Annotated in this window: 17 protein-coding genes, 1 tRNA gene and 1 pseudogene; 15 read left to right on the forward strand and 4 right to left on the reverse strand. The window is 58.7% G+C overall.

Features of this window, described 5'->3' with window-relative positions; translation table 11 throughout:
- Positions 1-28: 28 nt before the first annotated feature.
- From BZL43_RS28815 to BZL43_RS11525, 9 genes and pseudogenes are all read left to right on the forward strand, one after another.
- Positions 29-103 (forward strand): annotated as a pseudogene (locus BZL43_RS28815) (thiol:disulfide oxidoreductase); the annotation flags it as partial.
- Between the two features lie 229 nt (positions 104-332).
- Complete coding sequence (locus BZL43_RS11490) at positions 333-2,783, forward strand: penicillin acylase family protein (RefSeq protein WP_095632418.1); 2,451 nt, start codon at positions 333-335, stop codon at positions 2,781-2,783.
- 319 nt (positions 2,784-3,102) lie between these two features.
- Positions 3,103-4,134: a ligase-associated DNA damage response exonuclease gene (locus BZL43_RS11495; protein WP_095632433.1), complete on the forward strand. Its 1,032-nt coding sequence runs from the start codon at positions 3,103-3,105 to the stop codon at positions 4,132-4,134.
- Positions 4,131-5,819, forward strand: coding sequence for an ATP-dependent DNA ligase (locus tag BZL43_RS11500; protein ID WP_095632419.1), 1,689 nt, complete (start codon positions 4,131-4,133; stop codon positions 5,817-5,819). The genes BZL43_RS11495 and BZL43_RS11500 overlap by 4 nt, the downstream gene beginning before the upstream one ends.
- Before the next feature lie 372 nt (positions 5,820-6,191).
- The gene (locus BZL43_RS11505; RefSeq protein ID WP_095632420.1) at positions 6,192-6,974 is read left to right on the forward strand and encodes a transporter substrate-binding domain-containing protein; all 783 of its coding nucleotides are present in this window, start codon (positions 6,192-6,194) and stop codon (positions 6,972-6,974) included.
- Positions 6,975-7,030: 56 nt separating this feature from the next.
- Complete coding sequence (locus BZL43_RS11510; RefSeq protein WP_095632421.1) at positions 7,031-7,759, forward strand: ABC transporter permease; 729 nt, start codon at positions 7,031-7,033, stop codon at positions 7,757-7,759.
- A complete protein-coding gene (locus BZL43_RS11515) occupies positions 7,756-8,466 on the forward strand; it encodes an ABC transporter permease (protein ID WP_095632422.1) in 711 nt (236 codons plus the stop codon). The genes BZL43_RS11510 and BZL43_RS11515 overlap by 4 nt, the downstream gene beginning before the upstream one ends.
- Positions 8,467-8,478: 12 nt before the next feature.
- Positions 8,479-9,597 (forward strand): succinylglutamate desuccinylase/aspartoacylase family protein, encoded by a 1,119-nt coding sequence (locus BZL43_RS11520; RefSeq protein WP_095632423.1) that lies wholly within the window; start codon positions 8,479-8,481, stop codon positions 9,595-9,597.
- A gap of 13 nt (positions 9,598-9,610) precedes the next feature.
- Positions 9,611-10,375, forward strand: coding sequence for an ABC transporter ATP-binding protein (locus BZL43_RS11525; RefSeq protein ID WP_095632424.1), 765 nt, complete (start codon positions 9,611-9,613; stop codon positions 10,373-10,375).
- 131 nt (positions 10,376-10,506) lie between these two features.
- On the opposite strand, the gene BZL43_RS11530 is transcribed toward BZL43_RS11525, so the two are convergent.
- Together BZL43_RS11530 and dcd are read right to left on the reverse strand one after the other, a co-directional pair.
- Entirely contained in the window at positions 10,507-10,713 is a 207-nt protein-coding gene (locus BZL43_RS11530) for a hypothetical protein (protein WP_095632425.1), read from the reverse strand.
- 105 nt (positions 10,714-10,818) lie between these two features.
- The gene (dcd, locus tag BZL43_RS11535) at positions 10,819-11,385 is read right to left on the reverse strand and encodes a dCTP deaminase (RefSeq protein ID WP_007904652.1); all 567 of its coding nucleotides are present in this window, start codon (positions 11,383-11,385) and stop codon (positions 10,819-10,821) included.
- Positions 11,386-11,739: 354 nt separating this feature from the next.
- On the opposite strand from dcd, the gene BZL43_RS11540 reads away from it, so the two are divergent.
- Positions 11,740-11,949, forward strand: a complete 210-nt coding sequence (locus tag BZL43_RS11540) for a cold-shock protein (RefSeq protein WP_002554837.1) — start codon at positions 11,740-11,742, stop codon at positions 11,947-11,949.
- Between the two features lie 180 nt (positions 11,950-12,129).
- Here BZL43_RS11540 and BZL43_RS11545 read toward each other — a convergent pair whose 3' ends face one another.
- Positions 12,130-13,137: a DUF481 domain-containing protein gene (locus tag BZL43_RS11545; protein WP_095632426.1), complete on the reverse strand. Its 1,008-nt coding sequence runs from the start codon at positions 13,135-13,137 to the stop codon at positions 12,130-12,132.
- A gap of 227 nt (positions 13,138-13,364) precedes the next feature.
- Between BZL43_RS11545 and BZL43_RS11550 the strand changes: the two genes are divergently transcribed.
- The 4 genes from BZL43_RS11550 to BZL43_RS11565 all read left to right on the forward strand — a co-directional run bounded on the left by BZL43_RS11550 (position 13,365) and on the right by BZL43_RS11565 (position 18,089).
- Complete coding sequence (locus BZL43_RS11550; protein WP_221217118.1) at positions 13,365-13,658, forward strand: MGMT family protein; 294 nt, start codon at positions 13,365-13,367, stop codon at positions 13,656-13,658.
- A 44-nt stretch (positions 13,659-13,702) separates the two neighbouring features.
- Positions 13,703-15,262, forward strand: coding sequence for an AmpG family muropeptide MFS transporter (locus BZL43_RS11555; protein WP_095632428.1), 1,560 nt, complete (start codon positions 13,703-13,705; stop codon positions 15,260-15,262).
- Positions 15,263-15,402: 140 nt separating this feature from the next.
- Complete coding sequence (locus BZL43_RS11560) at positions 15,403-17,118, forward strand: proline--tRNA ligase (RefSeq protein WP_095632429.1); 1,716 nt, start codon at positions 15,403-15,405, stop codon at positions 17,116-17,118.
- A gap of 17 nt (positions 17,119-17,135) precedes the next feature.
- Positions 17,136-18,089 (forward strand): hypothetical protein, encoded by a 954-nt coding sequence (locus BZL43_RS11565; RefSeq protein WP_095632430.1) that lies wholly within the window; start codon positions 17,136-17,138, stop codon positions 18,087-18,089.
- A 114-nt stretch (positions 18,090-18,203) separates the two neighbouring features.
- Here the strand turns inward: BZL43_RS11565 and dinB are convergent, their stop codons facing one another.
- Entirely contained in the window at positions 18,204-19,265 is a 1,062-nt protein-coding gene (dinB, locus tag BZL43_RS11570) for a DNA polymerase IV (RefSeq protein WP_095632431.1), read from the reverse strand.
- A 300-nt stretch (positions 19,266-19,565) separates the two neighbouring features.
- Between dinB and BZL43_RS11575 the strand changes: the two genes are divergently transcribed.
- A tRNA-Met gene (locus tag BZL43_RS11575) sits at positions 19,566-19,642 on the forward strand.

Consider the following 19,642-nt stretch of genomic DNA (forward strand, 5'->3'; position numbering starts at 1 on the left):
GACGATGTCTCTTGATAATGAAGTTTTCATGATCGATCTGTATTACTGGACCACCCCCAACGGCCACAAGATTTCGATATTCCTGGAAGAAGTCAATCCGCCTGAATCCTGAGGCCCTGCACTCTGATCGTTCCCATGCTCCGCGTGGGAATACCTCAACGGACGCTCCGCGTTCGGCTCTGAATGTGACGCAGAGCGTCACGGGCTGCATTCCCACGCAGAGCATGGGAACGATCACCGTAAAGAAATAACACCGCCGCCGCTTGCGCGGCTTCCTCCTGCTCACTAACGTAGCGCCTTTATTGCGTCACTACCCCCGCAGGAGCTTTGCCATGGCCTCGCCAGCCCTCTCACATTTTCTTCCCCGGTTCGGCGTTGCCGCAGCAGTGGCCGGTGTTTTAAGCCTGACCGGTTGTCAGACCTGGAACACTCAAGACACCCTCCTGCCGACTTCCGGTGTGCAACCGCTCAAGGGCCTGGCGCAAAACGTTTCGATTCGGCGCAATGCCATGGGCATGCCGCTGATCGAGAGCAATAGCTTCCACGATGCGCTGTTCAGCCTGGGCTACGTGCATGCCAGCGACCGCATCAACCAGATGGTCACTCTGCGTTTGCTGGCCCAGGGCCGTTTGGCGGAGATGTCCGGCGCGGACTTGCTTGACGCCGACCGCTACATGCGTGCGGTCAATCTGAAGAAAAGCGCGGGTGAGCTGTACAAGGCCTCTTCGCCGCGACTCAAGCGTTTCTTCGAAGTCTATGCCCGCGGGGTCAACGCCTACCTGTTCCGCTACCGCGACAAACTGCCTGCCGACCTCGCGGCCACTGGCTACAAGCCGGAATACTGGAAACCGGAAGATTCGGCGCTGATGTTCTGCCTGCTGAATTTCAGTCAATCGGCGAACCTGCCGGAAGAAATTGCCTCATTAATGCTGGCTCAGACAGTCAGCACCGACAAGCTGGCCTGGCTGACGCCGTCCGCTCCTGACGAAAAATTGCCGGTCGCCGAAGCGGAAAAACTTCAAGGCATCAAACTCAATGGGCAAATTCCAGGGCTGAGTGAAGTCAGCAAAGCCACCGCTCAACTGTCGAATCTGAACCTGCTGGGCGCCACGTCTTCCAATAACTGGGCGATCGCCCCGCAACGCAGTCGCAGTGGCAAAAGCCTGTTGGCCAGCGACATCCATGGACCGCTGGGCGTACCGTCGCTGTTCAGTTACGTGCAGATTCGCGCACCGAAATACCAGGCCTCCGGCGCGACCATTGCCGGGCTACCCATGGTGCTTGGTGGTTTCAACGGCAAAGTTGCATGGAGCATGACCACGGTCATGGGCGACAACCAGGACCTGTTCCTGGAAAAAATCAAACGTCAGGGCAATGGTCTTTCCTACGAAGTCAGCGGCAAATGGCAGCCGGCGATCGTGCGCAACGAAACCTATTTCATCAAAGGCCAGAAGCCGATTCGCGAAGCGGTGTACGAAACCCGCCACGGGTCGCTGCTCAACAGCGCCCAAGGCAGTGCACTGGCGAATGGTTTCGGCCTGGCCTTGCAGATGCCCAACTTCACCGACGACAAAACCCTGGACGCGTTTTTCGACCTGTCCCGAGCGCAGAGCGTGGAGAAAGCCTCGGACGCCAGCCGCGAAATCCGCGCCATCGCCCTGAATCTGGTGTTTGCCGATGCCAGCAATATCGGCTGGCAAGTTACCGGGCGTTACCCGAACCGTCGCGAAGGCGAAGGTTTGCTGCCGTCGCCGGGCTGGGAAGGTCGCTTTGACTGGGACGGTTACGCCGACCCGATGCTCCATCCCTATGACCAGGACCCGGCTCAAGGCTGGCTCGGCACCGCCAACCAGCGAGTCATCCCTCATGGCTACGGCATGCAGCTGTCCAATTCCTGGTCGGCGCCGGAGCGCGGCGAACGCATGACTGAGCTGGCGGGCGTGGGCAAACACGACACGCGTAGCCTGATTGCCATGCAATACGACCAGACCACCACCTTCGCTGCCAAGCTGAAGAAGATGTTTGAAGCGCCGGGCATGTCCCAGCCCCTCAAGCACGCCATCGAAGCATTGCCGGTGGCCGATCGCGGCAAGGCTCGTGAGGCCTATACACGCTTGATGGCCTTCGACGGCAAACTCAGCCCGACCTCCGCCGACGCGGCGATCTACGCGCTGTTCCTGCAGGAAAGCACTAAGCAGATTTTCCTCGATGAACTCGGCCCGGAAAGCAGCCCGGCGTGGAAAGCCTTTATCGCTAATGGCAAGTTGTCTTACGCGGCGCAGGCCGATCATCTGCTGAGCCGTGAGGACAGTCCGTTCTGGGACGACTCGCGCACAGCGCAGAAAGAAGACAAGCCGACGATCCTCGCCCGTAGCCTGGCGGCCGCGATCAGCGCGGGGGACAGCCAGTTGGGTGGCGATCACAAAGCCTGGCAGTGGGGAAAACTGCACCGCTACGAGTGGAAGAACGCCAGCGGCCAGACCGTGCGCGGTCCACTGGCCGCCGGTGGCGATCACACCACACTCAACACCGCGGCGTTCACCTGGGGTCAGGACTTCAACACCACGCTGGCGCCGGCCATGCGCTTTATCGTCGACTTCGGCCAGGCCGAACCGCTGATGGGCCAGAACGGTACCGGCCAGTCCGGCAACCCGGCCAGCGCCCACTATCTCGATAGCGTCGAGCCTTGGCTCAAGGGGCAATACATGAGCCTGCCGATGCAGCCACAGAACTTCGACAAGGTGTATGGCAAGACGCGGTTGACGCTGACGCCTGGCAAGTAACCTGGAGTGGGACCGGGTCGGCTCGCGAAAGCATGCTGTCGGTCCCACTGCTGCTGAAAATCCATTGTGGCGAGAAAGCTTGCTCCCGCTCGACTGCGCAGCAGTCGCAATACAGACGCCTGTGTTCTAACTGGATCTGCGCGGCGGTAGATTCGGGGCCGCTGCGCGCCCCAGCGGGAGCAAGCTCCCTCGCCACAGATGCGATATCCCTCGCTAAAAAAGCGGCCTGTTTAACGCCTCCATTCTTCCCGAAAATAAATCGAACTTCTCGTTTCGCGCAAACCTCCTAGCTAACAGGCCTCTCCATTTGGGTAACAACATGGACCTTGTTATCGCTCGTCCTGAAGGTTTGTACTGTCCGCCCGGGGATTTCTATATCGACCCGTGGCGCCCGGTCGAACGCTCGATCATCACCCACGCCCACAGCGACCATGCTCGCCATGGCAATCGACATTATCTGGCCGCGGCGCCGGGTGCAGGCATTTTGCGTGCGCGTCTGGGCCAGGACATCAGCCTGCAAACCTTGCCTTATGGCGAGCCGTTACTGCATCGCGGTGTAACACTGAGTTTTCACCCCGCAGGCCATGTGCTCGGCTCTGCCCAGGTGCGTCTGGAATATGGCGGAGAAGTCTGGGTCGCCTCAGGGGATTACAAGACCGAGCCCGATGGCACCTGTGCGCCGTTCGAACCGGTGCGTTGCCACACCTTCATCACGGAATCGACGTTCGGCCTGCCGATTTACCGCTGGCAACCCCAGGCGCAGATCTTTGCCGAGATCAATCAGTGGTGGCGGGCCAATGCGGCGGTCGACAGAACCAGCGTGCTGTTTTGCTATGCCTTCGGCAAGGCCCAGCGGATTCTCCACGGCATCGATGCCAGCCTGGGCCCCATTCTGGTCCATGGCGCGGTTGAGCCCATCAATCGGATTTATCGCCAGAGCGGCATTTATTTACCGCCAGCAATCTATGCCGGCGACGTTAAAAAGCATGACCCGATGATGCGCAAGGCCTTGGTCCTCGCGCCTCCTTCGGCGGGTGCCAGCCCTTGGGTACGGCGTTTCGGTGATTACAGCGACGGCTTTGCCAGCGGCTGGATGCGCTTGCGCGGTACACGGCGCCGGCGCAATGTGGACCGCGGCTTTGTGTTATCGGATCACGCCGACTGGCCCGGCCTGCTTTGGGCCATCGAACAAACCGGAGCCGAACGCGTGATCGTCACCCACGGTTCGATCGGGGTATTGGTGCGCTATCTGCGCGAACAAGGCCTCGATGCCAAGAGTTTCAGCACCGAATATGGCGATGATGAAGAAATCGCAGTCCTCGAGCCCGAGAGCGCGGAGGTGGTGGCATGAAAGCCTTCGCCGAGTTGTATGCCGAACTCGACGCCACCACCTCAAGCAATGCCAAACTGGCGGCGATGCAGAGCTATTTCGCCCAGGCCGCGCCCGAGGATGCCGCCTGGGCGGTGTACTTTCTGTCCGGTGGGCGACCTCGACAATTGGTGCCGGTACGAATACTGCGGGAAATGGCCACAGCGTTTTCCGGACTCTCACCCTGGTTGTTCGAAGAAAGTTATCAGGCCGTCGGTGATCTGGCGGAAACCATTTCGCTGGTGCTGCCCGAAATGCCCCACACCTCCACCGATGGCCTGGCCGTGTGGATTGAAGACAAACTGCTGCCACTGCGTAACGCGCCCCCGCTGACCCTGGCCGAATGCTTGCCTGCCTTGTGGGCACAACTGGATCGCCAGAGCCTGATGCTGTGCATCAAACTGATCACCGGCAGTTTCCGGGTCGGGGTCTCCAAATTGCTGGTTACCCGCGCCTTGGCGGCGATGGCCGGGCTCGACAGCAAACGCGTGGCCCAGCGGCTGGTGGGTTACACCGACTTGTCTAACCGCCCAAGCGCCGCCAGTTACCTGAAGCTGATCGCTCCCGAGTCACCTAATGAGCATGCCCAACGGGATGGTCAGCCATACCCGTTTTTCCTCGCCCATGCGTTATCGAACCCGGTCGAACAGTTCGAAACTCTGCTTGGACCTGCCAGCCGATGGCAAGTGGAATGGAAGTGGGACGGCATCCGCGCGCAAGTGGTCAAGCGTGACGGGCGTTTGTGGGTATGGTCTCGTGGTGAAGAATTGGTGAGCGACCGTTTCCCCGAACTGGACAGCCTGGTTCACGACTTGCCCGACGGGACAGTGATTGACGGTGAAATCGTGGCCTGGAAAGCCGCACAACCACGCACCGAGGACGCCTTCGACCCGCAATCGCCGTCGTCACCTTCCGTGCAACCCTTCGCTCTGTTGCAACAGCGGATCAGCCGCAGGACGCTGAGCAAGAGAATCCTCGATGAGGTGCCCGTGGTGATCATGGCCTATGACCTGCTGGAATGGCAGGGTGAGGATTGGCGTAACCAGACTCAAGCCACACGCCGTACTCAACTGGAACAATTGATCAAAACCTGTGCAAACCCGGTGTTACTGAGCTCGCCCGTGCTGAGCGGCGAAAACTGGTTCGACCTCGCCCGCCAACGGGAAGCCTCCCGCAAATTGGGCGTCGAAGGCATGATGCTCAAGGCCCGCGATGCGCTGTATGGCGTCGGGCGGACCAAGGACATGGGTGTGTGGTGGAAATGGAAAGTCGACCCGTTCAGCGTCGATGCGGTGCTGATCTACGCCCAGCAAGGCCATGGTCGCCGGGCCAGTCTCTACACTGATTACACCTTCGCGGTATGGGACGGTCCACCCTCTGCCCGCGAACGCACGCTGGTGCCATTCGCCAAGGCCTACTCCGGATTGACTGATGAAGAAATGCGTCAGGTCGACGGCATCGTACGCAAGACCACCGTGGAAAAATTCGGACCGGTGAGCAGTGTGAAACCGACGTTGGTGTTTGAGCTGGGATTCGAGGGTATTGCCCTGTCGAAGCGGCACAAGAGCGGGATTGCAGTACGGTTTCCGAGAATGTTGCGTTGGCGGCAGGACAAGTCGGTGGAGGACGCTGACAATTTGGCGACGTTGCAGGATTTGCTCGCCTGACCTGATTTCGCTGAGCTGATCTTTGTAGCAGCTGGCGAAGCCTGCGTTCGGCTGCGCAACAGTCGTGAAACCAGAACTTGCGGTGTAATCAGGCAGACCGCATTGGACTTACGACTGCTGCGCAGCCGAACGCAGCCTCGCAGGCTCGACAGCTGCTACAGGCCCCTCACCCTTCTGCGCACCACCCTGGCGCAGGAGTCTGGCGATGCCCGTTTTCGTGCATAAAACCCCGCGTAGCCACTTCTTGTATTACCTTTTAAACGCTTGTTCGGGAGTCTGGTTCGGAAATTGCTACTTTTAATAGGTCTTACGCTTTCCAGTAACAGTACTTCTGCGCCACAAGCGCTCATATTGGTTCTTAGGGATTGAATAATGAAAAAAGCATTGCTGACCCTTTCTGCACTGGCGTTGTGCGTGGCTGCCGGTTCCGCGCTGGCCAAGGAATACAAAGAATTGCGTTTTGGCGTTGACCCTTCTTACGCGCCGTTCGAGTCCAAAGCAGCCGACGGTAGCCTGGTAGGCTTCGACATCGACCTGGGCAATGCGATCTGTGCCGAGCTGAAGGTCAAGTGCAAATGGGTCGAAAGCGATTTCGACGGCATGATTCCGGGCTTGAAAGCCAATAAATTCGACGGTGTGATCTCTTCGATGACCGTCACGCCGGCCCGCGAAAAAGTCATCGACTTCTCCGACGAGCTGTTCTCCGGCCCAACCGCTTACGTGTTCAAGAAAGGTTCCGGCCTGAGCGAAGATGTCGCTTCGCTGAAGGGCAAGACCGTCGGCTACGAGCAAGGCACTATCCAGGAAGCCTACGCCAAGGCCGTGCTGGACAAGGCAGGCGTGAAAACCCAGGCCTATCAGAACCAGGATCAGGTGTATTCCGACCTGACTTCCGGCCGTCTTGACGCTGCAATCCAGGACATGTTGCAAGCCGAACTGGGCTTCTTGAAGTCGCCAAAGGGCGAAGGCTACGAAGTCAGCAAACCTGTGGACAGCGAACTGCTGCCATCCAAAACGGCGATCGGTATTAAGAAAGGTAACACCGAGCTGAAAGCGCTTTTGAATAAAGGTATCAAAGCGTTACACGACGATGGCACCTACGCCACCATTCAGAAGAAACACTTTGGCGATCTGAATCTGTACAGCGGCAAATAATGCCCGGCGCCCATCTCGCGATGGGCGCTTTTTTTATCCGATCAGGTTGCTGATTTATGTTTGAAAACCTATTACAAAGCCTGGGGCTTTCAGCCTTCAGCCTTCAGGGCTTCGGCCCATTGCTGATGGAAGGCACCTGGATGACCATCCAATTAGCGGTGTTGTCACTGTTGCTGGCGGTATTGCTCGGCCTGCTCGGTGCCAGTGCCAAACTGTCAAAAGTCAAACTGATGCGCATACCGGCTCAGCTCTACACCACGCTGATTCGCGGGGTGCCCGACCTGGTGCTGATGCTGCTGATTTTCTACAGCCTGCAAACCTGGCTGACCTCGTTTACCGATTTCATGGAATGGGAATACATTGAAATCAACCCCTTCAGCGCCGGGGTCATCACCCTGGGCTTCATTTATGGCGCGTACTTCACTGAAACGTTTCGCGGAGCGATTCTCGCCGTACCGCGAGGCCAGGTCGAAGCCGCCACGGCCTATGGCCTCAAACGCGGTCAGCGTTTTCGTCTCGTGGTGTTCCCGCAAATGATGCGCTTCGCCTTGCCGGGCATCGGTAACAACTGGATGGTAATGCTCAAGGCCACCGCGCTGGTCTCGATCATCGGCCTCGCCGATCTGGTCAAGGCCGCGCAGGACGCCGGTAAAAGTACTTATCAACTGTTCTACTTCCTGGTGCTTGCCGCATTGATCTACCTGCTGATCACTAGCGCCTCCAATGTCGTCCTGCGCTGGCTCGAACGCCGCTACGCCGCCGGTTCCCGGGAGGCCGTCCGATGATCGAACTCTTGCAGGAATACTGGAGACCCTTCCTTTATACCGATGGCAACAACATCACGGGCCTGGCCATGACCCTGTGGCTGCTCAGCGCGTCGCTCTTCATCGGCTTTGTGGTCTCGATCCCGCTGTCTATCGCCAGGGTTTCGCCCAAAATTTATATCCGCTGGCCGGTGCAGTTTTACACCTATCTGTTCCGGGGCACGCCGCTGTATATCCAGCTGCTGATTTGCTACACCGGCATCTACAGCCTGGCCTCCGTACGTGCCCAGCCAGTCCTCGATGCATTTTTTCGCGATGCGATGAACTGCACGATCCTGGCCTTCGCCCTGAACACCTGCGCCTACACCACGGAGATTTTCGCCGGGGCGATTCGCAGCATGGCGCATGGTGAAGTCGAAGCGGCCAAGGCCTACGGTCTGTCTGGCTGGAAGCTCTACGCCTACGTGATCATGCCGTCGGCCCTGCGTCGCTCGTTGCCTTATTACAGCAACGAAGTGATTCTGATGCTGCACTCGACCACCGTGGCGTTCACCGCGACTATCCCGGATGTCTTGAAAGTCGCTCGCGATGCGAACTCTGCGACCTTCATGACATTCCAGTCATTCGGCATCGCCGCGCTGATCTACCTGACCGTTACCTTTGCGCTGGTCGGCCTGTTCCGCCTCGCCGAACGCCGATGGCTGGCCTTCCTCGGGCCGACTCACTAGGACAACTCGCACATGCGCCACCAGATTCATGACCTGCTGGCCCCGCTGCCGGGGACCGTGCGACAGATTCACAGTTTCCACTTCGGGCCGTCGTCGGCCAAAGGCAAGATTTACATTCAGTCCTCTCTGCATGCCGATGAATTGCCCGGCATGTTAGTGGCCTGGCACCTCAAGCGTCGCCTGGCGGAGCTGGAAGCCGCCGGCCATTTGCGCAGTGAGATCGTGCTGGTGCCCGTGGCCAACCCGGTCGGCCTGGAACAGGTGTTGATGGACGTTCCACTGGGCCGCTACGAGCTGGAAAGCGGGCAGAACTTCAATCGCTGGTTCGTCGACTTGAGTGAAGAAGTCGGCAACGCGATCGAAGGCCTGCTCGGCGACGATCCGCAACGCAACCTCGAACTTATCCGGGACAGCCTGCGCACGGCATTGGCGCGGCAGACCGCAGCCACTCAATTGCAATCCCAGCGCCTGACCCTGCAACGGCTGGCCTGCGATGCCGACATGGTGCTGGACCTGCATTGCGATTTCGAAGCCGTGGCGCACCTTTACACCACGCCCGAGGCCTGGCCGCGGGTCGAGCCGCTGGCGCGCTATATCGGTTCCGAAGCCAGCCTGCTGGCTACCGATTCGGGTGGCCAATCGTTCGACGAGTGCTTCACCTTGCTCTGGTGGCAGTTGAAAGAGCGTTTCGGCGAGCAATTCGAAATTCCGCTGGGCAGCTTTTCAGTGACCGTCGAATTGCGTGGCCAAGGTGACGTCAATCACCCGCTGGCCAGCCTCGATTGCCAGGCGCTGATCGATTATCTGATTCATTTCGGCGCCATCGCCGGTGAGCCGGCGCCATTGCCCGAACTATCCTACCCGGCGACACCGCTGGCCGGCGTCGAACCGGTCGCGACCCCGGTGGGCGGGTTGCTGGTGTTTTCGGCCCTGCCCGGCGAATACCTGGAGGCCGGCCAACTGATTGCCGAAATCATCGACCCGATCAATGATCGCGTCACTCCTGTTCATTGCACCGGCGCCGGGCTGATGTATGCCCGTTCGTTGCGGCGCATGGCCACTGCCGGCATGGTGATCGCCCACGTCGCGGGCACCGAAGCCTATCGCAGCGGCTATTTACTTTCGCCTTGAGGATGCATGCCCCATGTACAAACTGACCATTGAAGGCCTGCATAAAAGCTATGGCGATCATCAGGTGCTCAGAGGCGTTTCGCTCAAGGCCAGAACCGGCGACGTCATCAGCCTGATCGGCGCCAGCGGCTCGGGTAAAAGCACCTTTTTGCGTTGCATCAACTTTCTTGAACAACCCAACGATGGCGCCATGAGCCTGGATGGCCAGACGATCCGCATGATCCACGACCGTCATGGCATGCACGTGGCCGATGCCGATGAACTGCAGCGGATTCGCACCCGCCTGGCCATGGTGTTCCAGCACTTCAACCTGTGGAGCCACATGACGGTGCTGGAAAACATCACCATGGCCCCGCGCCGAGTGCTCGGCTGCAGCAAGCAAGAGGCCGAAGACCGTGCCCGACGTTACCTCGACAAGGTTGGTCTGGCGGCGCGCGTAGCGGATCAATACCCGGCCTTCCTGTCAGGTGGCCAGCAACAACGGGTTGCCATTGCCCGTGCACTGGCCATGGAACCGGAAGTCATGCTGTTCGATGAACCGACCTCGGCGCTCGACCCGGAACTGGTGGGCGAAGTGCTCAAGGTGATCCAGGGCCTGGCCGAAGAAGGCCGGACCATGATCATGGTCACCCACGAAATGAGCTTCGCGCGCAAGGTATCGAGTCAGGTGCTGTTCCTGCACCAGGGGCTGGTGGAAGAGGAAGGTGCGCCGGAAGACGTGCTGGGCAACCCGAAGAGCGAGCGGCTGAAGCAGTTCCTCAGCGGCAACCTCAAGTAACCCCTTGCACTGCCCCTTTCAGGAGCGAGGCTTGCCCGCGAAGACGTAGGCACATCCAGCATCGATGTGACTGAAAAACCGCTTTCGCGGGCAAGCCTCGCTCCTACAGAAATCAGCTTGTCCCAGAGGTATCAGGCCACAGGCGCGGGCGGTGGCTTATCCGGCACAGTGGGCTCTCCGGGCTCTTTTGGCTCTTCATTGGGCGTGTCAGGATCAGGCTGAGTGGGGATGCCCCCTGCCATGACGGGCGGATGCGCCAACAAGGACCAGGCCAGCACGCCAACCTGATTGGGCTCAAGCCTTGCCAGTTCGGCACTTATTCGCGGATCGATCTTCATGAAGCACTCCTGAGCGATGGCCCGATCCGCTTTGCGCGAATCGGCAGTACATTCCATAGAGTGTACGCCCGCCCAGGAATTCCAACGGTTTGTCAGACGGCTGACTCAGGTACGCGGCAAGGTCACGCCACGCTGGCCCTGGTACTTGCCGCCACGGTCCTTGTAGGAGACTTCGCATTCTTCGTCCGACTCAAGGAACAACATCTGCGCCACGCCTTCGTTCGCGTAGATTTTCGCCGGCAGATTGGTGGTGTTGGAGAACTCCAGGGTCACGTGACCTTCCCACTCAGGCTCGAGCGGCGTGACGTTGACGATGATGCCGCAACGCGCGTAAGTGCTTTTACCCAGGCAAATGGTCAATACGTTACGCGGGATGCGGAAGTATTCGACGGTGCTGGCCAGAGCGAAGGAGTTCGGCGGGATGATGCACACATCGCTATGGATGTCGACGAAGCTGCCAGCATCGAAGTTTTTCGGGTCGACGATTGCCGAATTGATGTTGGTAAACACCTTGAAGTGATTGGTGCAACGCACATCGTAGCCGTAGCTGGACACGCCGTAGGAGATCACACGGCTATCGTCGCTGCCGCGCACCTGGCGCTCGACGAAGGGCTCGATCATGCCGTGCTCTTGCGCCATGCGGCGAATCCACTTGTCCGATTTGATGCTCATGGCGGGTGTCCTGAATAGCGAGGTGGAAAAATTCTGTCCGGCATCTTACCGGGCAGGCGCGCCGGGTTCAAAGTCCGGGAGACAATTCTCGCCAATCGCCCGTGAATCCCGGGTCTTCACCGCCAGTCAATGGACCGCCAGTCATGAAAACAGAGAAACCTTCGCAAGAAACATTGGCACGTTCCGGAAAAAGGGTTAAGGTGGCGCCACTGTGCTGCTTGTGTCACTGAGAATCTCTACACGATATGTTGAATTTCGATCCAACCATCTACAAGAATTTTTCCTGCTCTTTGCACTCAGTCTCGGCCAGGGTTCTTCCTGCGTCGCAGTTATCTTTGTTCAAGGAGTTACACCATGTCTAATCGCCAAACCGGTACCGTTAAGTGGTTCAACGATGAAAAAGGCTTCGGCTTCATCACTCCACAATCCGGTGACGACCTGTTCGTTCACTTCAAAGCTATCCAGTCCGACGGCTTCAAAAGCCTGAAAGAAGGCCAACAGGTTTCTTTCATCGCTACCCGCGGTCAGAAAGGCATGCAAGCTGAAGAAGTTCAAGTTATCTAACTTGTACTTGCTTTAGTAAAAAGCCCCGCCCTCAAAAGCGGGGCTTTTTTGTGCCCGTGTGTTTTTGCATGGCAAAAAAGATCGCAGCCTCGCTTCGCTCGACAGCTCCTACGTTGATAGGTGATCTCCGTAGGAGCTGTCGAGCGAAGCGAGGCTGCGATCTTTTGATCTTTGTGCGTGTTACCAGGTCACGCCAAACCCTGCGGTGTATCGGGTCTTGCTCAGGTCGGCCTCGTCGCTACCGCTGATAATGTCTTTCTCGGCCTTCAGGTTCAGCGACGCCCAATCGGTGACTTTGTAGCGCAGGCCGACCTCGGCATCGAGGGCGTAATCCGCCACACCCGACAGCGGTTTGCCAACCTCACCATTGGTGAAGAACTCGACCTTCTTGCCGATCAGGTAGCGGTTGTAGTCCCACTTCATCGCCAGGGAGTAGAAGTTTTCCTTGTTGCCGTTGGAATACTCATAGTCCGCGTTGTTCAGCAGCGAGCCCAGGGAGAAGGCGCCTAGCTCGTTATCCCAGAATTGATAACCGGGGCCGGTACCGATGGTGCGCTGACGGGCGAGTTCTTCGATTTTGTCGCGCTTATAGTTCAAACGACCTTGCCAGAACCATTTCTCGGTAAGAAAACGGTCGAGGGCGTACTCACCCCGCCAATTATCCGTGGTGACCACGTCATCCTGGAACTCGCGGTTGTACTCGCCTTCTGCCGTGTGTCGCCACCTGCCATGGCGCGCACTGGTCTTGAAGTCGACGTCATAATCATCCGTGTCTTTTTCGGCACGCTGGTAATCCAGCGCCAAATCGACATGCCCCTTCCATACCAGATCCTCAACCACCGGTTTGGGCTTGAGCATCTGCTGGATACTGGTCAATTCCACGGTTTTGGGGCCATCGCCGTTGGCCAGAGTGACTTTGCCATCCTCTGCCGCGTGCAGCGACCTGGCCTTCTCACCGGTGTAGGCATCCTGCTTGACCAGCAGTTGCTGGTCGCTTTCCAGGGTTTTGACCTGATTCCAGTCGATTGGAACCGCGCCTGCGTACTCGGTCTGAATCAGCAGCTTGCCACCATCGAATACAGTGATTTTGCCGCTCAATTTGTCACCGTTCTTCAACCAGACGGTGTCGGCGAGCAAGGGAGTGGAAGCACCGAAGACAGCGAGGCACAGCAAGGTTCTGGACAACATAAGCGAATCGAAGGCTCAACTTTGCGAAAAAAATTCGGCATTATCCATAGGAATAAGGCCCTAGCAAGGACTGACCCGACTTTTTCTATTGAGTTCATTTCTCAATAGGCGATCCTGGATTTACTCTACAGACGGTCAATTGCGCATTTTTTCAGGAAGACCGGGACGTGACCGACTCAACCGCTGAAACCGAAAGCGCAGCGCAAATCCGACGCACGGCGCTCTACATGACCCTGGCGCAAGTGCCTGAGGGTAAAGTCGTGAGTTATGGCCAGCTCGCCGAGCTAGCCGGACTGGGTCGTGCTGCCCGCTGGGTCGGGCGAACACTGAGCCAATTGCCCGGCGACACCCAATTACCCTGGCATCGGGTACTGGGTGCCGGCGGTCGGATCAGCCTGCCTGTGGGCAGCCCTTCGGGGGATGAACAACGGGCCCGATTGCGCATGGAAGGCATAAGTATCCTGAACAATCGTGTTGATATTCAGCGCCATGGGTGGCGCCCGGTAGAGCACAGCGGTTAGAGTGCGCGCTTTGTTTCCGTAATCCTTGAGGCAGACTCCAGCCCATGCCCCGTAAAACCTGGCGCGCCGCGCTCGCCGCCTATGCCAGCCCCTCGACGCTCGTGCTGTTGCTGCTTGGTTTCGCCGCCGGCTTGCCTTACATGCTGGTGTTTTCGACGCTTTCAGTCTGGCTGCGCGAGGCCGGTGTTGCCCGCGAAACCATCGGCTATGCAAGCCTGATCGGCCTGGCCTACGCCTTTAAATGGGTCTGGTCGCCGCTGCTCGACCAATGGCGCCTGCCATTTCTTGGCAAGCTTGGCCGACGACGCTCCTGGCTGGTACTGGCCCAGGCACTCGTGATCCTGGGCCTGATCGGCATGGGCTTCTGCGACCCGCAAAAGCACCTGTCCTGGTTGATCGCGATCGCCGTGGTCGTCGCCTTCGCCTCGGCGACGCAAGACATCGCCGTCGACGCTTATCGCCTGGAAATCGCCGACGAAACCCGCCAAGCCGCGTTGGCGGCCAGCTATATGGCCGGCTATCGGGTCGCCGCCCTGCTGGCGACTGCCGGCGCACTGTTCTTCGCTGAAGGCTTCGGCTCCACCGGTTTCAACTATAAGCATGCGGCGTGGACCGGCACCTATGTGCTGTTCGGCGTCTTGATGATCCCGGCACTGCTGACCACCCTGTTCATGCGCGAACCGCCGGTGCCTTTGCGCACTCAGTTGCAGGCCGGGCGCTACAGCTTTGTGCACCAGTTGGCGTCGGTATTCGTGCTGATCGTGCTGCTGGTGTCCGTACCGGCGATGTTCACCCAGCTCTACAACACTGACTTCGCCAGCGTACTGTTCGACGACGTCAGCGTGCTCGACCTGCTGCTCGAAGACCGTGCGTTCCTGCGGGCGATCCTCTATATCACGCTTACCGGCCTGTGCTTGTCGGCCATGGGTCGCCGTGGTTTGGCCCCGGTGCTGACGCCGGTCAATGACTTCATCCTGCGTTACCGCTGGCAAGCCCTGCTGCTGCTCGGGCTGATCGCCACCTATCGGATGTCCGATACGGTCATGGGCGTGATGGCCAACGTGTTCTACATCGACCAAGGGTTCACCAAGGATCAGATTGCCAGCGTCAGCAAAATTTTCGGCCTGATCATGACACTGGTCGGCGCCGGCATGGGCGGCCTGCTGATCGTACGCTTCGGCATCCTGCCTATCCTGTTCATTGGCGGCGTTGCATCGGCCGGTACCAACCTGCTGTTCCTGATGCTCACGGATATGGGCGCCCATCTGCAAATGCTGATCGCCACCATCTCGCTGGACAACTTCAGCTCGGGCCTGGCAACGTCGGCATTTGTCGCTTACCTGTCGAGCCTGACCAACCTCAAGTTCTCCGCCACCCAGTACGCCCTGCTCAGCTCGATCATGCTCTTGCTGCCCCGCCTGATCGGTGGCTACTCAGGGGTCATGGTGGAAAAATTCGGCTATCACAACTTCTTCCTGATCACGGCCCTGCTGGGTGTTCCAACCTTGGTGTTGATCGCCTTGCACTGGTTCCAGGAAAACCGCCGCGCGGGTCCGACGCCGACGCCAGAACCGGTGCAGTCCCCGGTCGCGGAAGAATCGTAGGTATTTAATGCAGGATGCATCGCAGAGGGAGCAGCTTTTCTCCCTCTGCGACACAGCCGGCCACACGCCTGTACGCCAGCAGATCTCGCCCGTACAATGTTCCGTCATTTCTCGTCATCAGCAACCGACAACGGCCAACCATGCGCACCAGTCAATTTTTGCTCGCCACACAGAAAGAAACGCCTTCCGACGCGGTCGTCATCAGCCATCAGCTGATGCTGCGCGCCGGCATGATCCGCAAACTCGCCTCCGGCCTGTATACCTGGCTGCCCATGGGCTTGCGAGTGATGCGCAAGGTTGAAGCCATCGTGCGTGAAGAAATGAACGCCGCCGGCTCTCTCGAAGTGTTGATGCCGAGCACTCAACCGGCTGAGCTGTGGCAGGAATCCGGCCGCTGGGAAGAGTACGGCCCTGAATTGCTGCGTTTCAAGGATCGCCATGGGCGCGACTTCTGTGCCGGCCCGACTCACGAAGAAGTCATCACCGACCTGATGCGCAACGAGTTGAGCAGCTATAAACAGCTGCCGATCAACCTGTATCAGATCCAGACCAAATTCCGTGACGAAATCCGCCCACGCTTCGGTTTGATGCGCGGCCGCGAATTCATCATGAAGGACGCCTATTCGTTCCACGCTGACCAGCCTTCGCTGCAGATCACCTACGACCGCATGCACCAGGCGTACTGCAACGTGTTCACTCGCCTGGGCCTGAAATTCCGCCCGGTCGAAGCCGACAACGGTTCGATCGGTGGTGCCGGCTCCCACGAATTCCATGTGCTGGCCGAGTCCGGTGAAGACGATATCGTCTTCAGCAACGGTTCCGACTATGCGGCGAATATCGAAAAGGCCGAAGCCGTGCCGCGCGAAACCTCTCGCGCCGCGCCAACCGAAGAGCTGCGCCTGGTCGACACGCCGAACGCCAAGACCATTGCGCAACTGGTCGAAGGCTTCAACCTGCCGATCGAAAAGACCATCAAGACCCTGGTGGTGCACGCTGAAGAGAAAGGCAAACTGATTGCCCTGATCATCCGTGGCGATCACGAGCTGAACGAAATCAAGGCCGCTAACCAGCCTGGCGTGGCCAGCCCGCTGGTCATGGCTTCTGAAGCTGAATTGCGCGACGCCATTGGCGCCGGCGCCGGTTCCCTTGGCCCGTTGAACCTGCCACTGCCCATCATCATCGATCGCTCCGTCGAGCTGATGAGCGACTTCGGCATCGGCGCCAACATCGATGACAAGCATTACTTCGGCGTGAACTGGGAACGTGATCTGCCGGTTCCGACCGTCGCCGACCTGCGCAACGTCGTGGCCGGTGATCCGAGCCCTGACGGCAAAGGCACCCTGGAAATCAAGCGCGGCATCGAAGTCGGGCACATCTTCCAGCTGGGCAACAAGTACAGCAAAGCGATGAAGTGCGAAGTGCTGGGCGAGAACGGCAAGCCGGTCACCCTGGAAATGGGTTGCTACGGTATTGGTGTATCCCGCGTGGTGGCAGCCGCCATCGAACAAAGCAACGACGAGAACGGGATTATCTGGAGCGATGCTCTGGCCCCGTTCCAGATTGCCCTGGTACCGCTGCGCTATGAAACCGAACAGGTTCGCGAAGCCACCGACAAGCTCTATGCAGAACTGACTGCCGCCGGCTTCGAAGTGCTGCTGGACGACCGCGACAAGAAAACCAGCCCGGGCATCAAGTTCGCGGACATGGAGCTGATCGGCATTCCACACCGGATCGTGGTCAGTGACCGCGGTCTCGCCGACGGCAATCTGGAATACAAGAGCCGCACAGAGGCCGAGGCGCAAGCGCTGCCGGTCGCTGACGTGCTGTCTTTCCTCCAGGCCCGTATCCGCCGCTGACACCAGATAGAGACGTCATGTTCAAGCGAAACACCTTAGGCCTCGGTGGCGCCGCCCTGTGCGGCGCCCTGCTGGTCAGCGGCTGTGCCAATCAGATGTCACAACGCAACGAGCACGAGGAACGGGTCGAGCGTAAATTGCTCGATCACAGCCTGCAGATCGATGTCGGCGAGCCCAAGGTGCTCGAGCTGCCACAACGTCGGGTGAAAATCCACGAGCAGAAAACTTTCGAAGTCACCGAGTTCGAAGTCACGCGCCACTACGATCGCTATACGCCTTACCAACCCTGGCGGGAGGTTTATGAGATCCCGCTGGGCGCGGTGGCTGTGGTGGCCGGTGTCGGTGCGAACGTGGTCAACGTGTTCGCCCTCGGCAATCTGTCGGACAGCGTGACCAAGGACTGGCTCAGCTATGGTTTCGCCGGGCTCAACCCATTCATGAACGCGCAGTCCCATGGTCGGGCGCAACAGAACCTGGCGGGTATCGACGAAGTCCAGCGCGACAAGCGCACGGAATACTCGAGCCTGCCGTGGAGCGAGCGTCCGGTGCAGGTCAAGGCCAGCAAGAACACCTTCGAACTGACCACCGACCGTAACGGCGTGCTGCGCCTGAACCTGCTGGACAGCCCGTTCGCCGAACATGACCTCAATCACCTGGGCAAGCTGCAGATCAGTGTCGAGGACAATAAGGACGATGTGCACACCGACTCGTCCCTGGCAATCAGCAGCAACTTGCGCGGCAAGCTGCTCGAAGCCCATGGCTTGATTTACGACGACCTCGAAGACGATGAAGTGAGCCAGTGGGTACACCGGGTCAAACGCCTGTCGGAACTGGGTCTGGAAGAAGAAGCCAGCGAGCTGGAGCAGAGCCTGATCGAACTGACCCGCAACGATCCCGAGTTGCAGACCGAATTCCTCAAGTCATTGACCAAGGATGCCGGGCGACTGGTGGCGGATCCGGGACCGAATTAAAGTCAAAAGCTTCGCGGGCAAGCCTCGCTCCTACAAGGATTACGCAATACCCGTAGGAGCGAGGCTTGCCCGCGAAGGCGTCATTGCATACACCACCGCACCAAAACCCTGCCCCTACCGCTCAAACAACTCCATCTGCTCAAACCCGCCCCGTAAATCCTCCAGCCTCACCCCGATCCCCAACAACCGCACCGGTTTCCCGCCACGGTTAAAAGCCTGGGTCAGCAGCAACTGATAACTCCCCAGATCCCGCCCTGCCCCGGCCTGCTCCAACGTAGTCTGGGTAAAGTCATGAAATTTCACTTTGACGAACGGCTTGCCCGGCCGATAACTGCTGTCGATCCTTGCCATGCGGCCGCTCAAGGATTCCAGCAACTCGGGCAATTTATTCAGACAACTCGCCAGATCCGGCAAGTCCGTGTCATAAGTGTTTTCGACGCTGATCGATTGCCGGCGACTGTCGTTATGCACCAACCGCTCATCGATCCCACGAGCCAGGCTCCAGAGCCGCTCGCCGAAGCTGCCGAACTCACGCACCAGCGCCAACTTGTTCCATTCGCGCAAATGTGAGCAATCGACAATGCCGAGCCTGCCGAGTTTGTCGGCGGTCACTTTGCCAACGCCGTGCAGTTTGCTCACTGGCAAACCACTGACGAAGTCTTCCACCTGATCCGGCGTGATCACGAACAAGCCGTTAGGCTTTTTCCAGTCACTGGCAATCTTGGCGAGAAACTTGTTTGGCGCCACGCCGGCCGACACGGTGATGTGCAATTGATTGGAGACCCTGCGGCGAATGTCTTGGGCGATTCGCGTGGCGCTGCCGCCAAAATGCGCACTGTCCGACACATCTAGGTAAGCCTCATCCAGGGACAGCGGCTCGATCAAGTCGGTGTAATCGCGAAAGATCGTATGAATTTCCTTCGATGCCTCTCGATAGGCCTCCATGCGCGGCTTGACGATGGTCAGGTCTGGACAGAGTTTCAAGGCATGTCCGGAAGACATGGCCGAGCGTACGCCATAAGCCCGCGCTTCATAGTTACAGGTGGCAATCACCCCACGCCGATCTGCCGAGCCGCCCACCGCCAATGGCTTGCCGGCCAGGCGCGGGTCGTCGCGCATCTCGATGGCGGCGTAGAAGCAGTCACAATCGATGTGGATGATCTTTCGCTGTGTCATATAAAAGCAGGGTTCGGCGAAGAAATGAGGTGTGGGCGAGTCATGACCGGCAGTATCGCACTGACACCTGTATATAGCACCAGTACTCTGAATGTTCTTTTTCCTTTGTAGGAAAAGTACCGAAGAAATTTATTTTCTCAATCGAAAGCCCACTACCGATAGAGCCACAAGCCTTGCCCTGCCTGCGTTTCAGACCGATTGGCCGCGCCATTTTTCACCTAAGCGCTTGAACAGGAACAGGTTTTACCGAAATTGCAGGTTGACAGCCCTGCGATCCTCTGTAGAATGCCGCCACACAGACGCGGGATGGAGCAGTCTGGTAGCTCGTCGGGCTCATAACCCGAAGGTCGTCGGTTCAAATCCGGCTCCCGCAACCA

This window comes from Pseudomonas sp. PICF141, from assembly GCF_002286815.1.
Lineage (GTDB): Bacteria > Pseudomonadota > Gammaproteobacteria > Pseudomonadales > Pseudomonadaceae > Aquipseudomonas.